Here is an 18,495-nt window from a genome sequence, read left to right as displayed (position 1 = left end):
AGGAGGAACCCCGTCATGCACGATCTGATCATTCGCGGCGGCACGTTGGTCGACGGCACCGGCGCGCCCGCGCGCATCGCCGACGTCGCCATCGACAACGGCATCGTCACCGAAGTCGGCAGCGTGACCGGCACAGCCAGGCGTGAGATCGATGCGACCGGCCTCGTCGTCACGCCGGGCTGGGTCGACATCCACACGCATTACGACGGTCAGGTGACCTGGGACCCGCTGCTCTCGCCCTCCTGCTGGCACGGCGTCACGACGGTCGTGATGGGCAATTGCGGCGTCGGCTTCGCGCCGGCCAAGCCCGACAAGCGCGACTGGCTGATCGGGTTGATGGAAGGCGTCGAGGATATCCCCGGTGCGGCGCTGGCCGAAGGCATCGAGTGGAACTGGGAAACCTTCCCCGAATACATGGACAGCCTCGACAAACAGAAGCGCGTGCTCGACGTCGCAACGCAAGTGCCGCACGGCTCGGTGCGTGCCTATGTGATGGGCGAGCGCGGCGCGCGCAACGAAGCCGCGACCGACGAGGACATCGCCGCGATGGCGGAGATCGTGCAGGAAGGCATTGCCGCCGGCGCGCTCGGCTTCTCGACCTCGCGCACCATGCTGCATCTGTCGAAAGACGGCGTGCCGGTGCCCGGCACTTTCGCCAACAAGGCCGAACTTCTCGGCATCGGCCGCGCGCTTGGCGCCGCCGGCCATGGCGTCTTCGAAATGGCCTCCGACATGACGCCGGCCGAGGAAGAATTCAACTGGATGAAGGAACTGTCGGCCGAAACCGGATTGCCTGTCACCTATGCGCTGCTGCAATCGCCGGTCGACCCCGAAAAGTGGCGCGACATGCTGCGCCTCACCGACGAGGCACGCAAACAGGGCGCCAACGTGACGGCGCAGATCGCCTGCCGCCCGACCGGCATGGTGCTCGGCTGGCAGAGCACGGTGCATCCCTTCATCGCCCATCCGACCTACCGCGAAATCGCCGCCCTGCCCTTCGCCGAACGCCTCGAAAAGCTGAAGGACCCGGAAACCCGCGTCCGCATCCTCGCCGACAAGCCAGGCGAAATGGGCGTGCTCGGCTACATTCTGACGCAAGGCTTCGACCGCATGTTCCGGCTCGAAAACGGTGCGACACTTGAATACGAGCCAAGCGCCGAAGACAGCGTTGCAGCACTTGCAACACGCACCGGGAAGAACCCGGCCGAGATCGTCTACGACATGCTGATGGAGAAGGACGGAAGGGGCTATGTCTACCTGCCGCTCCTCAACTACACGCTGTTCAACTTCGACCACATCCACGAGATGATGAAGCATCCGGCGACCATCCTGAGCCTTTCGGACGGCGGCGCACATTGCGGCGTCATCTGCGACGCGAGCTTTCCGACCTACATGCTGACGCATTGGGTGCGCGACCGTTCACGCGGCGAGCGGCTGTCGATCGAGGAAGTCGTGCGCATGCAGACGCATGACACGGCGCGGCTTTACGGCCTCAACGATCGCGGCGTCGTCGCACCGGGCATGAAGGCCGACCTCAACGTGATCGATCTCGGCAATCTGCGCATCCTGCCGCCGGAAATGGTCTTCGACCTGCCGGCCGACGGCCGACGCATGATCCAGCGCGCCGAAGGCTACCGCGCCACCATCGTCAACGGCGCCGTGACCTTCGAAAACGGCGAGGCGACCGGCGAGATGCCTGGCCGTCTGGTGCGCGGGCCGCAACGCGAGCCTCGTGCGATGCAGGCCGCCGAGTAAGCGTCAGAGGAGCTTGATCGCAAGCCCGAGCGCGGCGGAAACGCCGAGCACCGGCAGCATGCCGATGTGAAACCTGAGCATGGCGACGAGCGCACCCGCGCTCAACGCCAGCGCCCAGGGGTCGAGCGTCGCAAGCTCCGGCATCCAGAGGCGGAACACCGACACGCGTACCTCCTCCACCGTGCCGAACAGCACATGGAGGCCGAACCAGAGCGCCAGATTGAGGATGACGCCGACGACGGCGGCCGTGATGGCGGCAAAAGCGGCGTTAAGCAACTCGACCTTACGCAAACGCTCGATGTAGGGCGCGCCGAGAAAAATCCACAGGAAGCACGGCGCAAACGTCACCCAGACCGTAATGATCGCGCCGATGACGCCCGCCGTCACCGGGTCAAGACCGCCCGCTTCACGGTAAGCGGCGAGATAACCGACATATTGCAGCACCAGAATGAGCGGCCCCGGCGTCGTTTCGGCAAGCCCGAGGCCGTCCAGCATCTCGCCCGGATTGAGCCAGCCGTAAAACTGCACCGCTTCCTGCGCCACATAGGCAAGTACCGCATAAGCGCCGCCGAAGGTGACGACAGCCATCTTGCTGAAAAAGACCGCCTGCTGCACGAACACATGACCGGTACCGAGCGCCACCAGCAGAGCGACGACCGGCCCGAGCCAGACGAACCCGCCGACCAGCGCAACGGTGACGGTGCGCCCGGCCGTGGTGCGCGTATGCGCCGGCGCTTCAATCTCCGGTTCATCGTCCTCCTTCGCCGCGAGCAACAAACCGAATATCCCGGGCGCCACCCGCGCCGCAATCAGCCCGAAAGCGGCAGCCGCGCCGACGACCAGCGGAAAGGGCACGTCGAAAAAGAAGATCGCCGCGAAGGCAGTACCCGCCAGCGCATAAAGCGCCACCGATTTCAGCATTCGCCTCGAAATGCGGATCAGCGCTTCGATGACGACGGCAAAGACCGCCGCCTTGATGCCGAAGAACAATGCCTCGACAAGCCCGAGATCGGCATAGGCCGCATAGAGGATGCTGAGACCCAGCATCACGGCGACGCCAGGCAGGATGAACATCAGCCCCGCCGCGAGCCCGCCTTTGATGCCGTGCAGCAACCAGCCCGCATAGGTCGCGAGCTGCTGCGCCTCCGGCCCCGGCAGCAGCATGCAGAAATTGAGCGCATGGAGGAATTGCGGCTCGGAGAGCCACCTCTTTTCCTCGACCAGGATGCGATGCATCAGCGCAATCTGCCCGGCCGGGCCGCCAAAGCTCAGGAGTCCGATCCTGGTCCAGACGCGAAAGGCTTCCGCGAAGGTGACAGGTTCGCCACTCGTTTTGTTCACTTGTGCCATCTATCGATCGCGTCCTAACCGGGATTGCGGGTTTCATCAAATAGTCGAAGCCAGTCGCCGCCATTGCCGAAACTGTCTGCCAATCTTTGTGCGGCGTCGCGAAACTACGGCGAGCGGGCGGACTTTTTCCTGCTACATCTCGACCGGACGCCAGTCATGGTGCTGCCCCCGAGCGTGGTTGGCCCAAGCATAGAGCGCGTCGTAGACGATTAGACCTTGGGTCAACAGCGCGTGATCATCAGCATACAGGAGACTGAGGCCCATCGACACCGCATGCAGGCCGGCGGACTCGGGCGCCAGCTCATGCCGGTCGGTATCGGCGCCACGCACTATCGGCGCCAACGTTTGCAAACCGGGATCGTCCAGGCCGAAGGCGTCGAGAAAGGCGTCGAAGCTGCAGCGGTCGCCCACATGCGTCAACGGCGCGCCGGGGATGTCGAAGGCGACGGCCTGTTTACGCGCCGCCACCTCCATAACGTGACCGGTCGGAGCAAACAAGATTTCAGCAGTCGGGTCGACAAAGCGCCGGATCAACCACGGACAGGCGATGCGGTCGATTTTTTGATGCTCGCGCGTCACCCATAGCGTCGGCCTACGAGTTCCGCACAGGATACTCAGCCGGTCTTCAGATTTTGTTTGGCTCATGTCTCACACTCCATCAACCGCCAACGGCGGGAGAAAAGGAGCGGATCTTGGACGGCGCACCGTCTTCAACCGGGCGACCCGCATTTGCCCGATGCCTGAAACTAGTATCGCGGACGATGGGACGCAGGCCATGACCGAGCATGCTCAACCGGCTTCCCGATATGTGGAGCGACCATCGCCCTGACTTCAACGGCGCTGGGCAAGGCGTCCATGCGTACTCGCCAGGCAGCAATCCGAGGCTTTGCCGCCAGCATATCTCCGCCTTCCGGCGTAAGGCTGAGTGTTGTCATTGTCGGCAGCATGAAGAAGTCGGCAAGCGTCAACTGGTTGCCCACAAGATAGGCGTCCCCATGCTCCAGCTCGCGTTCCATCACCTCTAGCCCAACCGCTATTTTTGGCAGCGCTACGGCCACGACCTTTTCGTCGGGTTCGACCCCCAGCACCGGATAGATCAATCGCTCATGGCCAAGGTGGAAAGCAATGTAGGGATAGTAGTAGCCGTTAAGTGCGCTGATCCATTGGTTCATCCGCGCACGCTTTCGGGCGTCCGTCGGTTGCAGCGACGGTCCGTCAAACGCCTCGTCCACATAAACCGCGATAGCCGCAGTTTCATAGAGCGTGAAGTCACCATGCTTCAGGATCGGCACGCGATTGAAGGGGTGCAGAGCTGAGTGACTGGCTCCACCCATTTCAGGTTCCAGATTGTGGAAATCGAAAGGGACACCCTTCTGAGTCAGGATGAGCCGGACGATGTTTACGTAGGTGCTGACAGGAAAACCGTAAACGGTGACATCGGTCATTATCGTGTTCCTCAAGCGTATCGCTCCCGCAGACGGCGGGACCGGGACAGGCGGGACTTGGACGAAAAGTCGTCTGGAGAACCGGGCGTCCGCCAATGGCCCGACGGATCAAGGCTCAAACCGATCGGTTTTGTGGATTGTGCTGGCGGAGCGAACCTGCCACATGCCGATCAAGACGGAACGGTCCGATGAGCAGACCCAAAGCCGATTGCTGACTCGGCGCATCCCGTCCGTCGAGGCCATAGGTGATGTTCCGGCCGTACCTTGACGGCGTGAACGTCCCGCCCAGCCGGTCCCAGATTGAAAATATGTTCGTGTAGTTGCGGTCGGTGAAATGCTGGTCACGCGAATGGTGAACCTTGTGCATGTTCGGGCTGGAGAAGACCACGGTGATCGCCGTGTCCAGCCATTGAGGCAGCTTCACATTGGAGTGTTCAAACAAGCCGTGAAGCGCCGACCAGATGCGGTAAACGGCGAAGGCAGCCGGCGAGACGCCAAACGCAAAGGCGAAAACGGCAAGATAGACGTAGCGGATCACACTCTCGCCGGGGTGCTGGCGAATTGTGGTGGTGACGTCGACAAAGGGGTCCGAGTGGTGGACGGCGTGAAAACGCCACATACCCGGAACCTTGTGCATGGAAACGTGAGTCGCATACCAAGCCAGATCAAGCACCATGATGGCGCCCAGAAACGCCACGAATGGCGGAAACGCATAGGCATTGAACAATCCCCACCCCTTTGACTGCAGCCAGGCGATACCCAGCAGCAGGGGAATATTGAAAACAAGATTGGTCGCAAAGGTCAGGAAGGTCAGAGCGAGGTTGGGGATGAGATGTCGCTTGCTCCATTCGCCGCGCGCGTGCAGCGGGATGAGTGCTTCGATGGCGGAGAAGACTGCGATAGCAGCCAGAAGAAGGCCGATGGTTGATATGCTGGCAGCGAAGCTCATGGTCAAGACTCCGGACCGGTCCGGAGGCAGCCTGACGCGCACGCGCCAACCCGCCCTCGGACGAGGACAGGGCAGCGCTTGGACGAGTATCGTCTGGGAAAAACCGGGCGTCTGCCGAAGCCCGATAGAAACTAGCTAAGCGAAATGAATAACCGTGTCAAGACGCGCCATTGAAACGAAAGACGCACAAGTTCGGTGCGAGCGGAGGACTGCGCAGAACAGCGTTAGGCGAGCTAACACCCGCGTGTTGTAATAACCGCGGCATTGACGGGCGCGGCCCGTCTGTGCAGGTTGAGGCTGCTCGCGCCGCAGCAGAAACCGGATTGAAAATTGGCCAACGAACAACCCGCCACGCCCGAAATTCCCGAACGCTACCGGCGGGTGCTCGAGCTGATGAAGCAGGGCAAGCGCGGCATCGCCGAAAAACAAGCCCGCGAAATGCTGGCCGAGACGCCCGAAGATGCTGACACGATGGCGCTTCTCGCCTCCATCATCGTCGAACGCGGCGCTTTCGAGGAAGCCGGAAGCCTGCTGACCCGCGCCATGCAGATCGCGCCCCGCAACGCCACGACCTGGCTCAACTTCGGCCGCCTGTTGCAACAAATGCGGCGCTGGGGCGAGGCACTCAATCATTACGAGCGCGCGGCCGAGTTCTTTCCGGCGCATCCGGGCATAACGTCAACGCTCGGTCAGCTTTACCAGCGCGCCAACCGCTTCGCCGAAGCCGAGACGCAGTTTCGCCGGACCCTGGAATCCGAGCCGCGCCCGATCCACCACGTTTCGCTCGGCATGGTGCTGTTGAGGCAGGAGCGCACCGACGAAGCGATCGACGCCTTCCAGACAGCGATTGCCGGCAACCCGAATCTTTCGCCGGCCTATGGAAATCTCGGCAATGCCGAACAGAAACGCGGCAACATCGAAGCGGCTGCAGCAGCCTATGAGAAGGCCGTGACGCTCAACCCGAAGGACAGCGTGTCCTATGTCAGCTTCGGTCTGGCGCGACTGCGCCTCGGCCACGCGCGCGAAGCAACAGAGATTTTCGAGCGCACGCTGGCGCGGCACGGACCGGAGAGGCGCGCCGCCGCGTGGCTGCCATTCGCGCGCGCGCAAGAGCTCGGTGAAATGCCGGCGGGCTACCGCGCCGAAATGGGCAGTCTTGTGACACGTGCGACGCTCGCCCGGCCCGAAGGTTATGACGGTGTAACCGCTTTCAACGCCACTCTGGCCGCCGCACTGCGGGAAGACCCGACACTTGTATGGGAACCGCAGGGCAAGGCAACGCGCAAGGGCGGCCAGACGGGATTGCTGCTCGACAATCCGCGCGAGCCCTTCATCGCTTTCGAAAAAGTCCTGCGCCTTGCCATCGACGCACATTTCGACAGCGTCAAACGCGAACCCGGTCATCCCTGGCGCAGCCAGATACCGCGGACCTACCAGCTCGACCTGTGGGGCACGCTGTTGTCGGAGGGCGGCCATCAGCATTCGCACATCCATGTCGGCGGCTGGATGAGCGGTGTCTACTATGTGTCGCTTCCACCGACGATGGGAAAGGACGAGGCGCGCGACGGCTGGATCGAGTTCGGCCATCCACCGCCGGAATTCGACGCGAAATTTGTACCGCAGACCATTGCCTACGAGCCCCGTGAGGGCGATGCGTTTTTCTTTCCGTCCTATCTCTTTCACCGCACCCTGCCCTTTTCGGGCGACGCGCCGCGCATCAGCCTCGCCTTTGACGTCAAACCGACGAGCTGGCGCGACTGACCCCCGGCGAAGCACGGTATGGACGGCGCCCACGGGACGCGTATCATGCCCGGCAAGCAAGAAGACGCCGGGAGAAACGCATGACCGAAGATGACAAGACCCGCCACGTCGCGGCGGTCGAAGCGCAGGGCTACACGATCGTCGAAAACGCGATCGAGCCGGCATTGATCGACGAGCTGAATGAAACCCTGTTGCGGCTCGAGCACGACATGAATGTTGTGCCGGCGAAAAACAGCTTCGAAGGCCACAAGACGGTTCGCATCTACAACTTGCTGGCGCTTGCCCCCGTCTTCCAGCGCATTCCGGTACATGCAAACGTGCTGCCCGTCATCGAGGGCGTGCTGGACGCGGGATGTCTGATTTCCTCGCTCTCCTCCATTTCCATCGACCCCGGCGAAAAGGGTCAGCCGATTCATGCCGACGACCAAGTGATGCCGGTGGCAAAACCCCATGCCCCCTTCGTCTGCAATTCGATGTGGGCGCTGACGGACTTTACCGAGGAAAACGGCGCGACGCGGATCATTCCCGGCACGCATAAATGGGACCATTCGCCGGTATACGGCCAGCACTACGACAGCATTCCCGCCGAAATGCCGAAGGGTTCGGTACTGATCTGGCATGGCAGCCTGTGGCATGGCGGTGGCGCCAACAAATCGGACAAACGCCGCGTCGGCGTCGCGATGAATTATTGCGCTGGCTACATCCGCCAGCAGGAGAACCAGCAGCTCGGCATTCCGCTCGATCTCGTCAAATCGTTCGAACCGCGTCTGCAGGACCTTTGCGGTTTCGGCACCTACCAGAACCTGATCGGCCACATCGACAAGAAGACGCCGCAGCAACGCCTGCTCGGCGCCGAGCGCGACTTCAAATCGATATGGGATCTGGTTTAGGCACGGAACCCATTAGTCCCGCAGTACGTCACGACCGCTTCGAGCCCGAAGCGCTCATCTGGCGGGCTCTGCCGAAGGCAAACGTGGAGACGTGGGCGGACATCAATCCCGGGACGACAAAGCGTTCCGCTCCAGAAAATCCATGATACGCGGCGCCTGGTCCGGCAGGAAGTGATAGCCCTCTTCGATGAAGCATATCTCGGCCTGCGGCGCGGCCCGCTGCAACCTGTCTCGCGTGTCGCGCGATGAGAGCAGCACGTCCCGCCCGCCAACGATCGCAAGGATCGGCATGGCGAATTTGCCGAGCTCTGCGTCCGTCAGTTGCGGAATACGGACTACCCGCGGCCTGGCAGCCCGCCCCACAGCCTCCATAAGATCGGCGAGCGGCTGCATCTCGTCCGGCAGCGTCCCCGGCGCAGGCCCGAACACCAGTTCCCATATCCGGCGCCTGCCCCATGGACCGAGCAGGAGAAGCGGCAGCACCTTCAGGAGGAAGTTCTTCTGCCGGCCGATGCCGGCGGGACAGATCAGCGCCAGCGCGCGAACGGCCTCCGGCCTTCTGCGGGCGTAATCGAGCGCCAGCCATCCGCCGAGCGACGTGCCGGCGAAGGTGGCGCGCGAAAGGCCCAGTCCCTCAAGCACATCGTCGAGCCACAGCGCATGGGCGTCCCCGGCAAGCGCCGGCCGGACACGCGCGCTGAAGCCCGCCTCGCCGATCATGTCGACCGCATAGAGCCTGAACTTCGTCGCCCATAACGCGACATCGGGCATCCAGACGGCCGAATTGGCCATCGAGCCGTGCAGCAATAGAACGGGCGGCGCGTCTTCCGGCCCGCAGGCCAGCACGAATGTCGGGCCCTGACGCGTCGGCAGATGCAGCTCGGTTTTCGGCACCGGCCACCGCTCGAGCGCGCGCCTGTAGAGCGCCTCGACCTCGGCCGCGGCTTCGGCGCTTCGATAAACCGCGTCGCTCACGGCCGGGCTTTCAATTGCAGATGCAGCATTTCCATCAGCTTGCCCACGTCGGACGGACTGCCGATCACCACCACCTTCATGGCCTGGGCGGACGGGTCGAACGCCGTTTCGAGATGCAGCGGCGGCGTCTCGGCGGTGCCGGCCATCGCGGCCGAATGCAGGAATGTCGTCAGCCGTTCCGCCCGGTCCACAACGATGTCCGGGATGTCGACGATGCAGGTCGTCCGCGCGCCTATCCCCGTTTCGGCTTTGCCGCCCGCGACACCGGTAAAGGCGTCGAGGGCGGCGCCCGCGATGCGATAGGACTTGCCGATCCGCGTCGCCTTGAGCCGTCCGTCGCGGATGTAGCGCAGCACGGTCTTGGGATGCAGGGTCAGCCGTTCGGCCGCCTCTTCGACGGTGACAAGCCTGTCCGACATGAATGGATACTCCCTATTATTCCTTTATATGCATATAATAAGGAATTATAAGTATCAATAAGGAATAATCGTTTGCGATACTGGAATGCGCTGGAGGATGCGGCCGTGCCGAAAGATACCGGAAGAGACATGAAGGCCCGGCTGCGCGCCGATCTGAGCCGTGCCATGAAGGACAGGCGCACCCTCGAGGCGAGGGTCATCCGCGTACTCATCGCCGCGATCGACAACGCCGAAGCGCCGCTCACTCCCACGAGGCATGCGGCGCCGGTCCACCACCGCTTTCACAACGGATCGGCGGAAGTCGAACGGCTTCTTCTGGGCGGGTCTCGTCTGCGCCAGGTGTTGCTGGCGGAAATCCACGAGCGCGAACACGCGGCCACCGAATTCGAACGTCTGGAAAAGACAGACCGTGCCGAAACCCTGCGCGCCGAAGCCCGCGTTGCAAGGCGCTACATCGAGTGACGCGTTTCGCCTTCCCGCAGCGTATCGAGAAGCGCCGGCAGCGCGACGATGCTTTCGATCACGTGATCGGCGAAGGGCGCAAGATCGTCATGCGCGCTGGTGCCCGTCAGCACGCCGATATTGAGCGCCGCGCCCGCACTGCGCCCCATCTCGAGATCGTGCCGGTTGTCGCCGACGACGGCGATCTGATCGGGCGCGAGCCCCGTCGCGGCGCAGAACGCGAGCGCCATGCCGGGACCGGGCTTTGCGCCGTGGCCGCTGTCATAGCCTGCCGAAAAATCGATGAAACCGTCCAGACCGAAACGCTCGATCGTCGCATCGGCGGACGCCGCCACATCGTTGGTCGCGATGCCGAGACAAAGTCCTCTGTTTTTCAACGCCGAGAACAGGACGGGCAAATCCGTAACCGGCGGAAACCGCAGCGGCACAAGGCGCGTGAACAACGCGTCCATTTCCCGGACAAGCACCTGCCGCTCCCAGCCGCCGGCTATTGCGAGCCACGCGTCCGCGAGATCGAACGTGTTGCCGGCACCACCGATACTGCCTGCCGCAAAGCGCTCGGTTGCCCGGTCATAGCCGATCGCGGCAAGCATCTCCGGCACAAGCATGCTTTGTCCCTTTGCGGCGATTTCCGCCGCTTCGGAAAAAACAGCGCCCCAGCCATGATCGTCGAACAGCGTGCCGTCCTTGTCGAACAGGACGCCCCGCAAGGCTTCGCCCGCCGCGTTCATTTCGCCTTTCCCGACCACACAGAAACGATCTCGGAAAGCTCCGGCCGCGGACGTTCGTCCTTCTCCGCCCCTTCACTACCGAGATAGATGAAACCGGCAACGCGCTCGTTCTCCTTCAGCCCGAGCGCCCGCCCGATCTCGGGATCGAACGCATACCACTCGGTCAGCCATTGCGCGCCATAGCCGAGCGCGGTTGCCGCAACCAGCATGTTCTGGCAGACCGCGCCGGCCGAGAGAAGCTGCTCCCATTCGGGTATCTTGATCCCGGGCGTGACGCGCGAGATCACGGCAACGACTGTGGGTGCGCGGGTAAAACGATTGGCCTCGAACTCGATCTGATCGTCGCCGGCATTCGGCTGCACCTTGGCATAGACGGCGCTCAGTATCGCGCCGAACGCCCGACGCGCCGCGCCCTGGAAAACGACGAACCGCCACGGCGCCAGCTTGCCGTGATCGGGCACGCGCGTGCCGATGCGCAAAATTGTCTGAAGCTCCGCCGCATCGGGGCCGGGCTCGACCATGGTGAGCGCCTTGGCCGACCGGCGTGTCAGCAGCAGATCGATGGTTTCCTGAGAACGGGGCAATACGGGTCCTTCTCCTGAACGGGACGGCGAGAATAGCGCAATCAGGCTCTCTAGTTAGAGCCCGCGCTTTACACAGACAAGGCCGTCCATCACCATCGGCCGGACCGATGGAGGGGGGAGATTGCGGCCGGGGTACCCGCGAAGACCACGAAACTCGATCCTTGCAGCGCTCGTCGTCGCTTTCCCGTCCATCGCGGACGAGACATGCGCGGGCGGTTGGCCGCTTGCGCCCGGCGCCGGCGAATTGATCGTGCCCATGACCCACACGACCGCCGACGAACGATACGATACCGACGGCAAGAAGCAGTGGAAGCCCCGCTACACCAAACTCGAAATCGCGCCCTATGCCGAATACGGGCTGACCCGCCGGCTGACCCTTGTCGGCGAGGTGGCATGGGTCAGCGACGAAACCGACTTCTTCGGCATCAAGTTCGAGGAACGCGGGCTGACGCGCATCAAGGCCGGCGGACGCCTGGCAATCGGCACATGGAACGAGGCGCATTTCTCGCTGCAATCGCTGGCAACGGTGCATCTGGCGCACGCCGCCAACGATCCCGCGGCCACCAAGAGCGGCGATGCCGACGCGGAGCTGGCGCTGGTCGTCGCGCAGAACGACACGTTGCTCGGGATCGACACCTTCTCGGTGCAGGAGATCGGTTATCGCTATCGCGACCGGGACCGGCCCGACGAAGTCCGCGCCGACCTCACCTTCGGCCTGAAGCCGTGGCCGGACACCATGCTGCTGGTCAGGAGCCTCAACACCGTCGCGACGAAATCGACAGCCGCCGGAGCCTCCTATCAATCGGGCAAACTGGCGCTCTCACTCGTCTACGACATCGTACCCGGTTGCGCCCTCGAAGCCGGCATCGAACGCTCGGTCTTCGGGCGCGACGCTATCGCGGAGAAGGGGCTCAGGCTCGCCGTCTGGTACCGCTTCTAGATCGGCTTCCGCCGCCTGCAACGGATTTTCCGCAAGCCCGGCGGTTGCGTGCAGCGCGTCCATGACATCGGTATCGGGCGGTGCGTCCCGGCCGCTGCCCGGCGCGCGCGCCTCAAGATCGGCCAGCGAGAATCCCATGCGCGCGTCGTAGGTGCGCTCGGTCTGGTTGCGAAGCCGCTGCTGCGCGTCGTACCAGGCGTGCTTGTCGTTCCCGTCGGGACAGGTGGCGAGTTCCGCTTGCGCGCGTGCCCCCCAGCGCAGTTCCGGACAATGATGCGGATCGAAGGAGAAGTCGAAAACCCGCCGGCGCGCCTCGTCGAAACTCAATACGCGTTCCGAGCCGTCGCTGGCGACATAGGCAACCTTGCAGGCTCCGGCCTCCTGCGCATAGGCCGCCTTGAGATCGCCGGCAAGATCGGCGCCCGCATAATCGAGCTTCGGATCGCCGGCTTCCGCCATCGCGATGAAACGGACCACCTGATCGCGCAGCTCGGCGAAGGAGGCTTTCAGGCGCGCATCGCGCGACGGTGTCGAATAGGTCTCCCAGTCGCCGGAGGTGCCGTAGATATTGTCCGGCAGGCGCGGCGGCTGCGGCCGCCGGTGAAGCCCGGCCTTGACCGCGATGTCGACCGAAATCGCGCGATAATAGAGATCGTCGCACAACTCGCGCACCATGGCGCGCGTTTCGACGATCGGGTCGTAGGCAACTTCGTGTCCGGCGACGGCCTGCCGCACATAATCGTAATAGTCGAGGCGCGCGCCTTGATGAACAAAGGCGGCCGCCGACCAGTGCGAGGGGCGCGGGCTTTCGGTGCCGTGGAATTGTTCGTCCGACCAGTCGGCAAGTTCGGCATCCGCCGCCGGCACCACGCGCCCGCCGATCCATGTCCCGTCGGCGCCCTGCCGCGCGCCGGCCAGTTTCATCGGCCGCCAGTTCTTGAACCCCGCCCCCATCGGCGGCGAGGCGCGCACGAAGCGCTTGCCATAGCTGCCCCGCGTCAGCGAATTGTCGGGATGACTGTCGATGAAACGGATACGGCCTTCATCGTCGACGCTGTAGACGACCGCCACATGGCCATTCGGATCGTAGATCACGGTGCCGGGACGAATGCTCCCCTTCTGCAGCTTCACCGGATAGAAATCGAACAGCGCGCCGCGCGTACGCTCCGGCGCGAAGCGATACATCGCCGTCGACACGAAATTGTTAATCGCGGTGAGAACGGCACGCGCATTCGGAAACGCGCCCTCGGCCTGCGGCACCACATCGCTGCGCCGTACCGCGTAATTGCCGTAGCGCGAATAGCGCAGATCGCGCGACCGCCCGACCGGCGCGACGCCGCTGACATAGGAAAAGGGCAAGCCGTTCTTCCATGCGAAATAGGCCCTGAGCGCATAAGGCAGGTCGGCGCAATCGGCATAGAAGAACATGCCCTTCGGGTCGCTCGCCCGGTAGATGTTCCACGGACCCTTGAGGCATTCGTCATAGGTCCGGCAATTGCTGTTGCCGATGGCGGCGACGAACTCGCCGAAGGCGCGCTCGTCGCTGTCGCTCCATGCGAGCTTCGTGATGCGCCAGCGGAACCCTTCCGGCGCTTGCATGAGGGCCGCATCGGCATGCTCGGCCCCGCTCGCGACCGGCGCCATGGTCGCGGTTACGGCCGAGGCATGGGTCTCCGCGCCGGCGCTGCTTGCACAGACCGCCAGGCCGAACGCGACCAGCACGCCCGGCATCCCTGTTCGAAAATTCATTCTGGAGGCTCCATCAGCATCCGATCGGCACCCCGTGCGGAGTTTAACCATAAACGGGCGGTTTTGGCAGGCAGATCCGCCCTTTTGCCGACGGCCGGTCGTCTTTCTTTATTTTCTTATTGACTTAATTAAGTAAATTTGAAAACTAGAATCCATGGAAAGCTTTACAGCCCTCGCCGACCCCACACGGCGGCAGATCGTCGAAATGCTCGTCGCCGGCGAAATGCCGGCGGGCGACATCGCACGGCGCTTCGAAATGAGCGCGCCCGCCGTCTCTCAGCACCTGAAGGCGCTGAAATCGGCACGGCTGGTGCGCATGCGCGTCGACGCGCAGCGGCGCATCTATTCGATCGACCCCGAAGGATTCGAAGGACTGGAAAACTGGTTGGCAAACATCCGCCGCTTCTGGGGCCCGAAGCTCGACGCGCTGGAACGGGAGCTCACGGCGGCGGCGGAAAGGGACAAAAGGAAACCATGACGGGAAATGGACAAATCCTGCCAATCAGCGCCGTGGAGTTCGAACGCCTGTTGCCGGGGCCGATCGAGCGCGTCTGGGATTACCTGACGAAGACGGAGCTTCTGCCCGGCTGGTTCGGCACCGGCACGATCGAAACGCGGGTCGGCGGCGCGGTCAGCCTGATGGACGGCCACATTCGCGGCACCGTTACGCAATGCCGGCCGCCGGAACTTCTCGTCTACACATGGAACGTGTTCGACCCCGGCCAGGAGATTTCCGGCTTCCCGGAATCCTATCTGACATTGCGGCTCGAGACGCAGGGCGACCGGGTCCGGCTGACGCTCACCCACTTCCCCGTTCCCGAACCCTTCCAGAAGCAGACCGCGATGGGATGGCACACCTTCCTCGACATGCTGGAGGCGGGCGTCCGCGGCGAAACGGTGAAGCCGCGCGCCGACTACATGACGGCAAACGCCGCGCGCTACGGCGTCGATCTCAACAACCTGGCGAGGTAATCCAATGAGTGACGCAAAAGCCTATGGCACCCTGATCGACCCACACACCGTGCGCTTCGAGCGCCTGCTCCCCGGCCCCATCGAGCGCGTCTGGAAATATCTGACGGATGCGGAACTGCGCGGGAAATGGTTCGCGGCCGGGCCGATGGAACCGCGCGTCGGCGGCGCCATGAACATCGTCTTCGACAACAACAATCTCGGACCCCATCCCTCCACACCGCCCGAACGCTTCAAGCAATATGGCGGCACCTTCGACAGCAGGCACATCGTGACGATTTACGAACCGCCCCACAGGCTCGGCTTCACCTGGGATGACGACATGGACCCGAAGGGCTCGGTCGTGGAAATCGAATTGACGGCGGAAGGCGAGAAGGTCCGCCTCGTCCTGACCCATCGCCGCGTCTCCGGCGTCGGCGACGCGATCAACTTCTCGGGCGGCTGGCACACCCATCTTCAGATGCTGGCGGAGCAGCTCGAAGGCAGCCCCAAAACGCCCTTCTGGGAGGCCTTCGACGGCATCGAGGACGAATACCGCGCGCGTTACACCGGAAAGGCGGACAAATGACCAGCCTGAATATCCGACCCTTCCTGATGTTCGAAGGCGCCGCCGAGGAAGCGATGAACCTCTATGTCTCGCTCTTCCCCGGCAGCCGCATCGACAGCATCAACAAATACGGACCGGGCGAACAGGGCGCCGAAGGCACGGTGCAACTCGCGACCTTCACGCTTGCCGGCCAGACGGTCATGTGCATCGACAGCCCGGCGAAGCACGCTTTCACCTTCACGCCGTCCTTTTCTTTCTTCGTCGATCTTGAGACCGGCGAGGAACTCGAAAGACTGGCGGCCACGCTCGGCGAAGGCGGTGCGGTGCTGATGCCGCTCGACAATTACGGCTTCAGCCAGCGCTTCACCTGGCTCAGCGACCGCTTCGGCGTGTCGTGGCAGTTGAACCTGCCCTAACGGCGCAAATCGGGCGGCGTCGCCTCTTCCGCGAGCGACGTCACCACGTCGGCAAGCGACAGGGTCTGCTGGTCCTGCGAGCCGAGGCGACGAACGGAGAGCGTGCCTTCCTCCGCCTCGCGCTTGCCGGCGACGAGGATCGCCGGCACCTTGCCCACCGAATGCTCGCGCACCTTGTAGTTGATCTTCTCGTTCCTGAGATCGAGCTCCACGCGAAGCCCGGCGGCGCGCAACTCGGCCGCCACCTTCTCCGCGTAATCATCCGCATCCGACGTGATCGTCGCGACCACCGCCTGCACCGGCGCGAGCCACATCGGCATCCGGCCCGCGCAACTCTCGATCATGATGCCGATAAACCGTTCCAGCGTGCCGAGGATCGCCCGATGCAGCATGACGGCATATTTGCGCGAGCCGTCCTCGGCGACATAGGTCGCGTCGAGACGCTCGGGCAACACATAGTCGAGCTGCAGCGTGCCGACCTGCCAGGAACGTCCGATCGCATCCTTGAGGTGGAATTCGAGTTTCGGCGCATAAAAGGCGCCCTCCCCCTCAGCGACGACGAAATCGTGCCCCGTCGCGCGCAAGGCATCGCCCAGCGCCTTCTCCGCCGCGTCCCAGCGCTCGATCGTGCCGCCGAAATTTTCCGGCCGCGTCGCGAGTTTGATGACGACGTCGGAAAAGCCCATATCCTCATAGACCGCATAGAGCAGGTTGACGAAATGCTCCGTCTCCGACTGGATTTGCTCTTCCGTGCAGAAAATATGCGCATCGTCCTGCGTCATCTGGCGCACGCGCATCAGCCCGTGCAGCGCGCCATGCGGCTCGTTGCGGTGGCAGCAGCCGAATTCCGCCATGCGCATCGGCAGGTCGCGATAGGACTTGATGCCCTGGTTGAAAATCTGCACATGCGCCGGACAGTTCATCGGCTTGATCGCCATGAGATCGGCCTCGCCCGACAGCACGGGCGCGTCATCTTCCGTATTCGGAATTTCATCGGGCACCACGAACATGTTCTCGCGGTATTTGCCCCAATGGCCGGATTGCTCCCAGAACTTCGACGCCATCAGCTGCGGCGTCTTCACTTCCCTGTAGCCCGACGCATTCAGCCGCCGCCTTATATAGGCCTCGAGCTGGTTGTAGATGACGAAGCCCTTGGGATGCCAGAACACCGACCCCTGCGCTTCCGGCTGGAAGTGATAGAGGTCCATCTCCTGCCCGATCTTGCGGTGGTCGCGCTTCTCGGCCTCCTCGATCATCGTGAGGTAAGCCTTGAGATCGTTCTCGTTGGCCCAGCACGTCCCGTAGATACGCTGCAGCATCTCGTTGCGGCTGTCGCCGCGCCAATAGGCGCCGGCAAGCTTGGTCAGCTTGAAGGCCTTGCCGAGCTTGCCCGTCGACGGCAGATGCGGGCCGCGGCAAAGGTCGAGCCAATCGCCCTGCCGGTAGATCGACACATCCTCGCCCGCCGGAATGCTCGCGATGATCTCGGCCTTGTAATGCTCGCCGATCTTCCTGAAATGCGCCACCGCCTCATCGCGCGTCCACACTTCGCGCGTGATCTTTTCGTCGCGGTCGACGATCTCGCGCATCCGCTGCTCGATCTTTTCGAGATCTTCGGCCTTGAAGGGTTCGGCGCGCGCGAAATCGTAATAGAAACCGTTCTCGATCACCGGCCCGATCGTCACCTGCGTCCCGGGAAAAAGCTCCTGCACGGCTTCGGCCATCACATGCGAAGCATCGTGGCGCAACAGGTCGACGCCGTCCGGCGTCTCGCGCGTGACGATTTCCACCGCGGCATCGCGGTCGATCAGCGTCGACAGGTCCTTCATCTCGCCATCGAGCTTGATCGCGACCGCCTTCTTCGCCAGCGACTTGGCGATGCTTTCGGCAAAGGCCAGCCCGTCGAGCGGTTTTTCATGTTCACGGACGGAACCGTCGGGAAGTTTCAGTTTGATCATTGTCTTTCTCTCAATGCGTTCCGTGCGTGCATTCCGACGGCGCCGGCGGCATCCGCCAACGCCCATATCGCCACGGCGCCCAGAAGGGCTGGCTCTCCAGCCGCTCCGGCACCGGGTCGAACCCGTGGCTCCCGTAAGGATGGCACCGCGCGATGCGCGCCAGCCCCAGCCAGAAACCGCGCCACCCGCCATGCCGCTCGATCGCCTGCATCGTATAGTCCGAGCAGGTCGGCAGATGCCGGCAGGAGGGTCCCAGCAGCGGCGAAACGAACCACTGATAGAACCGGATCAGGCCGCGCATCGGGAGCGAAAGGAGGTCGCGCCGCATGGGAAACCACGTCGTTATGACACGCACTTGTTAGCGTCTAATCGGAATGGGCACAACCAAGGCGCAAACGCGCGCGGGCTGCCCGTGACCGATTGATTCGTCTGGAAAAAAAGCCGCCCGGACGGGAGACGCGGGAGCGGCAGGGCCCGGCGCTTTCTAAGCGGCCGGGCCGGTGCTAGTGGCGGTGCCGGTCTGCGCGGCAGTCCCACTCCCCCGCTTGGCGGCAAGCGCGGTCTCCACCGCCTCCTCCACCGCATCGAACACCAG

General features: G+C 63.3%; 20 protein-coding genes. 9 read left to right on the top strand and 11 right to left on the bottom strand.

What is annotated here, in order from left to right; translation table 11 throughout:
• Positions 1 to 15: 15 nt before the first annotated feature.
• A complete protein-coding gene (locus WEB61_RS05210; protein WP_368063270.1) occupies positions 16 to 1,755 on the top strand; it encodes an amidohydrolase family protein in 1,740 nt (579 codons plus the stop codon).
• Positions 1,756 to 1,758: 3 nt separating this feature from the next.
• Here the strand turns inward: WEB61_RS05210 and chrA are convergent, their stop codons facing one another.
• The 4 genes from chrA to WEB61_RS05190 form a co-directional block, all read right to left on the bottom strand.
• Positions 1,759 to 3,105 (bottom strand): chromate efflux transporter, encoded by a 1,347-nt coding sequence (gene chrA / locus WEB61_RS05205; protein WP_368063269.1) that lies wholly within the window; start codon positions 3,103 to 3,105, stop codon positions 1,759 to 1,761.
• Positions 3,106 to 3,237: 132 nt separating this feature from the next.
• Positions 3,238 to 3,750: a chromate resistance protein ChrB domain-containing protein gene (locus WEB61_RS05200; RefSeq protein WP_368063268.1), complete on the bottom strand. Its 513-nt coding sequence runs from the start codon at positions 3,748 to 3,750 to the stop codon at positions 3,238 to 3,240.
• Positions 3,751 to 3,851: 101 nt separating this feature from the next.
• Positions 3,852 to 4,550 carry a glutathione S-transferase family protein gene (locus WEB61_RS05195; protein ID WP_368063267.1) on the bottom strand — a complete coding sequence of 233 codons (699 nt, stop codon included), beginning with the start codon at positions 4,548 to 4,550 and terminating at the stop codon, positions 3,852 to 3,854.
• Positions 4,551 to 4,665: 115 nt separating this feature from the next.
• Complete coding sequence (locus WEB61_RS05190) at positions 4,666 to 5,499, bottom strand: sterol desaturase family protein (protein ID WP_368063266.1); 834 nt, start codon at positions 5,497 to 5,499, stop codon at positions 4,666 to 4,668.
• A 330-nt stretch (positions 5,500 to 5,829) separates the two neighbouring features.
• Between WEB61_RS05190 and WEB61_RS05185 the strand changes: the two genes are divergently transcribed.
• Entirely contained in the window at positions 5,830 to 7,260 is a 1,431-nt protein-coding gene (locus tag WEB61_RS05185) for a putative 2OG-Fe(II) oxygenase (protein WP_368063265.1), read from the top strand.
• Positions 7,261 to 7,340: 80 nt separating this feature from the next.
• Positions 7,341 to 8,150 carry a phytanoyl-CoA dioxygenase family protein gene (locus WEB61_RS05180; RefSeq protein ID WP_368063264.1) on the top strand — a complete coding sequence of 270 codons (810 nt, stop codon included), beginning with the start codon at positions 7,341 to 7,343 and terminating at the stop codon, positions 8,148 to 8,150.
• Between the two features lie 102 nt (positions 8,151 to 8,252).
• On the opposite strand, the gene WEB61_RS05175 is transcribed toward WEB61_RS05180, so the two are convergent.
• Positions 8,253 to 9,125: an alpha/beta fold hydrolase gene (locus tag WEB61_RS05175; RefSeq protein ID WP_368063263.1), complete on the bottom strand. Its 873-nt coding sequence runs from the start codon at positions 9,123 to 9,125 to the stop codon at positions 8,253 to 8,255.
• On the bottom strand, positions 9,122 to 9,544 hold the full coding sequence (locus WEB61_RS05170) for a helix-turn-helix domain-containing protein (protein WP_368063262.1): 423 nt from the start codon (positions 9,542 to 9,544) through the stop codon (positions 9,122 to 9,124). Before WEB61_RS05170 ends, WEB61_RS05175 begins: the two co-directional genes overlap by 4 nt.
• A 105-nt stretch (positions 9,545 to 9,649) precedes the next feature.
• Between WEB61_RS05170 and WEB61_RS05165 the strand changes: the two genes are divergently transcribed.
• Positions 9,650 to 10,006: a hypothetical protein gene (locus WEB61_RS05165; protein WP_368063261.1), complete on the top strand. Its 357-nt coding sequence runs from the start codon at positions 9,650 to 9,652 to the stop codon at positions 10,004 to 10,006.
• Here WEB61_RS05165 and WEB61_RS05160 read toward each other — a convergent pair.
• Positions 9,994 to 10,737, bottom strand: coding sequence for an HAD family hydrolase (locus WEB61_RS05160; protein ID WP_368063260.1), 744 nt, complete (start codon positions 10,735 to 10,737; stop codon positions 9,994 to 9,996). The two genes, WEB61_RS05165 and WEB61_RS05160, sit on opposite strands and share 13 nt — an antisense overlap.
• Positions 10,734 to 11,321: a nitroreductase gene (locus WEB61_RS05155; RefSeq protein ID WP_368063259.1), complete on the bottom strand. Its 588-nt coding sequence runs from the start codon at positions 11,319 to 11,321 to the stop codon at positions 10,734 to 10,736. Before WEB61_RS05155 ends, WEB61_RS05160 begins: the two co-directional genes overlap by 4 nt.
• A gap of 256 nt (positions 11,322 to 11,577) precedes the next feature.
• On the opposite strand from WEB61_RS05155, the gene WEB61_RS05150 reads away from it, so the two are divergent.
• Positions 11,578 to 12,261 (top strand): hypothetical protein, encoded by a 684-nt coding sequence (locus tag WEB61_RS05150; RefSeq protein WP_368063258.1) that lies wholly within the window; start codon positions 11,578 to 11,580, stop codon positions 12,259 to 12,261.
• Here the strand turns inward: WEB61_RS05150 and WEB61_RS05145 are convergent.
• A complete protein-coding gene (locus WEB61_RS05145) occupies positions 12,142 to 14,010 on the bottom strand; it encodes a hypothetical protein (RefSeq protein ID WP_368063257.1) in 1,869 nt (622 codons plus the stop codon). The genes WEB61_RS05150 and WEB61_RS05145 overlap by 120 nt on opposite strands.
• Before the next feature lie 154 nt (positions 14,011 to 14,164).
• Between WEB61_RS05145 and WEB61_RS05140 the strand changes: the two genes are divergently transcribed.
• From WEB61_RS05140 to WEB61_RS05125, 4 genes are read left to right on the top strand one after another with little or no spacing between them, the layout of a single operon-like run.
• Positions 14,165 to 14,488 (top strand): ArsR/SmtB family transcription factor, encoded by a 324-nt coding sequence (locus tag WEB61_RS05140; RefSeq protein ID WP_368063256.1) that lies wholly within the window; start codon positions 14,165 to 14,167, stop codon positions 14,486 to 14,488.
• The gene (locus WEB61_RS05135; RefSeq protein ID WP_368063255.1) at positions 14,485 to 14,982 is read left to right on the top strand and encodes an SRPBCC family protein; all 498 of its coding nucleotides are present in this window, start codon (positions 14,485 to 14,487) and stop codon (positions 14,980 to 14,982) included. The genes WEB61_RS05140 and WEB61_RS05135 overlap by 4 nt, the downstream gene beginning before the upstream one ends.
• Positions 14,983 to 14,986: 4 nt before the next feature.
• Positions 14,987 to 15,547 carry an SRPBCC family protein gene (locus WEB61_RS05130; protein ID WP_368063254.1) on the top strand — a complete coding sequence of 187 codons (561 nt, stop codon included), beginning with the start codon at positions 14,987 to 14,989 and terminating at the stop codon, positions 15,545 to 15,547.
• A complete protein-coding gene (locus WEB61_RS05125) occupies positions 15,544 to 15,942 on the top strand; it encodes a VOC family protein (RefSeq protein WP_368063253.1) in 399 nt (132 codons plus the stop codon). The genes WEB61_RS05130 and WEB61_RS05125 overlap by 4 nt, the downstream gene beginning before the upstream one ends.
• Here the strand turns inward: WEB61_RS05125 and thrS are convergent.
• Together thrS and yidD are read right to left on the bottom strand one after the other, a co-directional pair.
• On the bottom strand, positions 15,939 to 17,900 hold the full coding sequence (thrS, locus tag WEB61_RS05120; protein ID WP_368063252.1) for a threonine--tRNA ligase: 1,962 nt from the start codon (positions 17,898 to 17,900) through the stop codon (positions 15,939 to 15,941). The two genes, WEB61_RS05125 and thrS, sit on opposite strands and share 4 nt — an antisense overlap.
• A gap of 10 nt (positions 17,901 to 17,910) precedes the next feature.
• Positions 17,911 to 18,228: a membrane protein insertion efficiency factor YidD gene (gene yidD / locus WEB61_RS05115; RefSeq protein ID WP_368063251.1), complete on the bottom strand. Its 318-nt coding sequence runs from the start codon at positions 18,226 to 18,228 to the stop codon at positions 17,911 to 17,913.
• Between the last annotated feature and the right edge of the window lie 267 nt (positions 18,229 to 18,495).

It is taken from the genome of Parvibaculum sp. (genome assembly GCF_040882025.1).
In the GTDB taxonomy this organism is placed as follows: Bacteria; Pseudomonadota; Alphaproteobacteria; order Parvibaculales; family Parvibaculaceae; genus Parvibaculum.
Note: the sequence above shows the minus strand (reverse complement) of the source record. Positions and strands in the feature narration are given on the sequence as shown.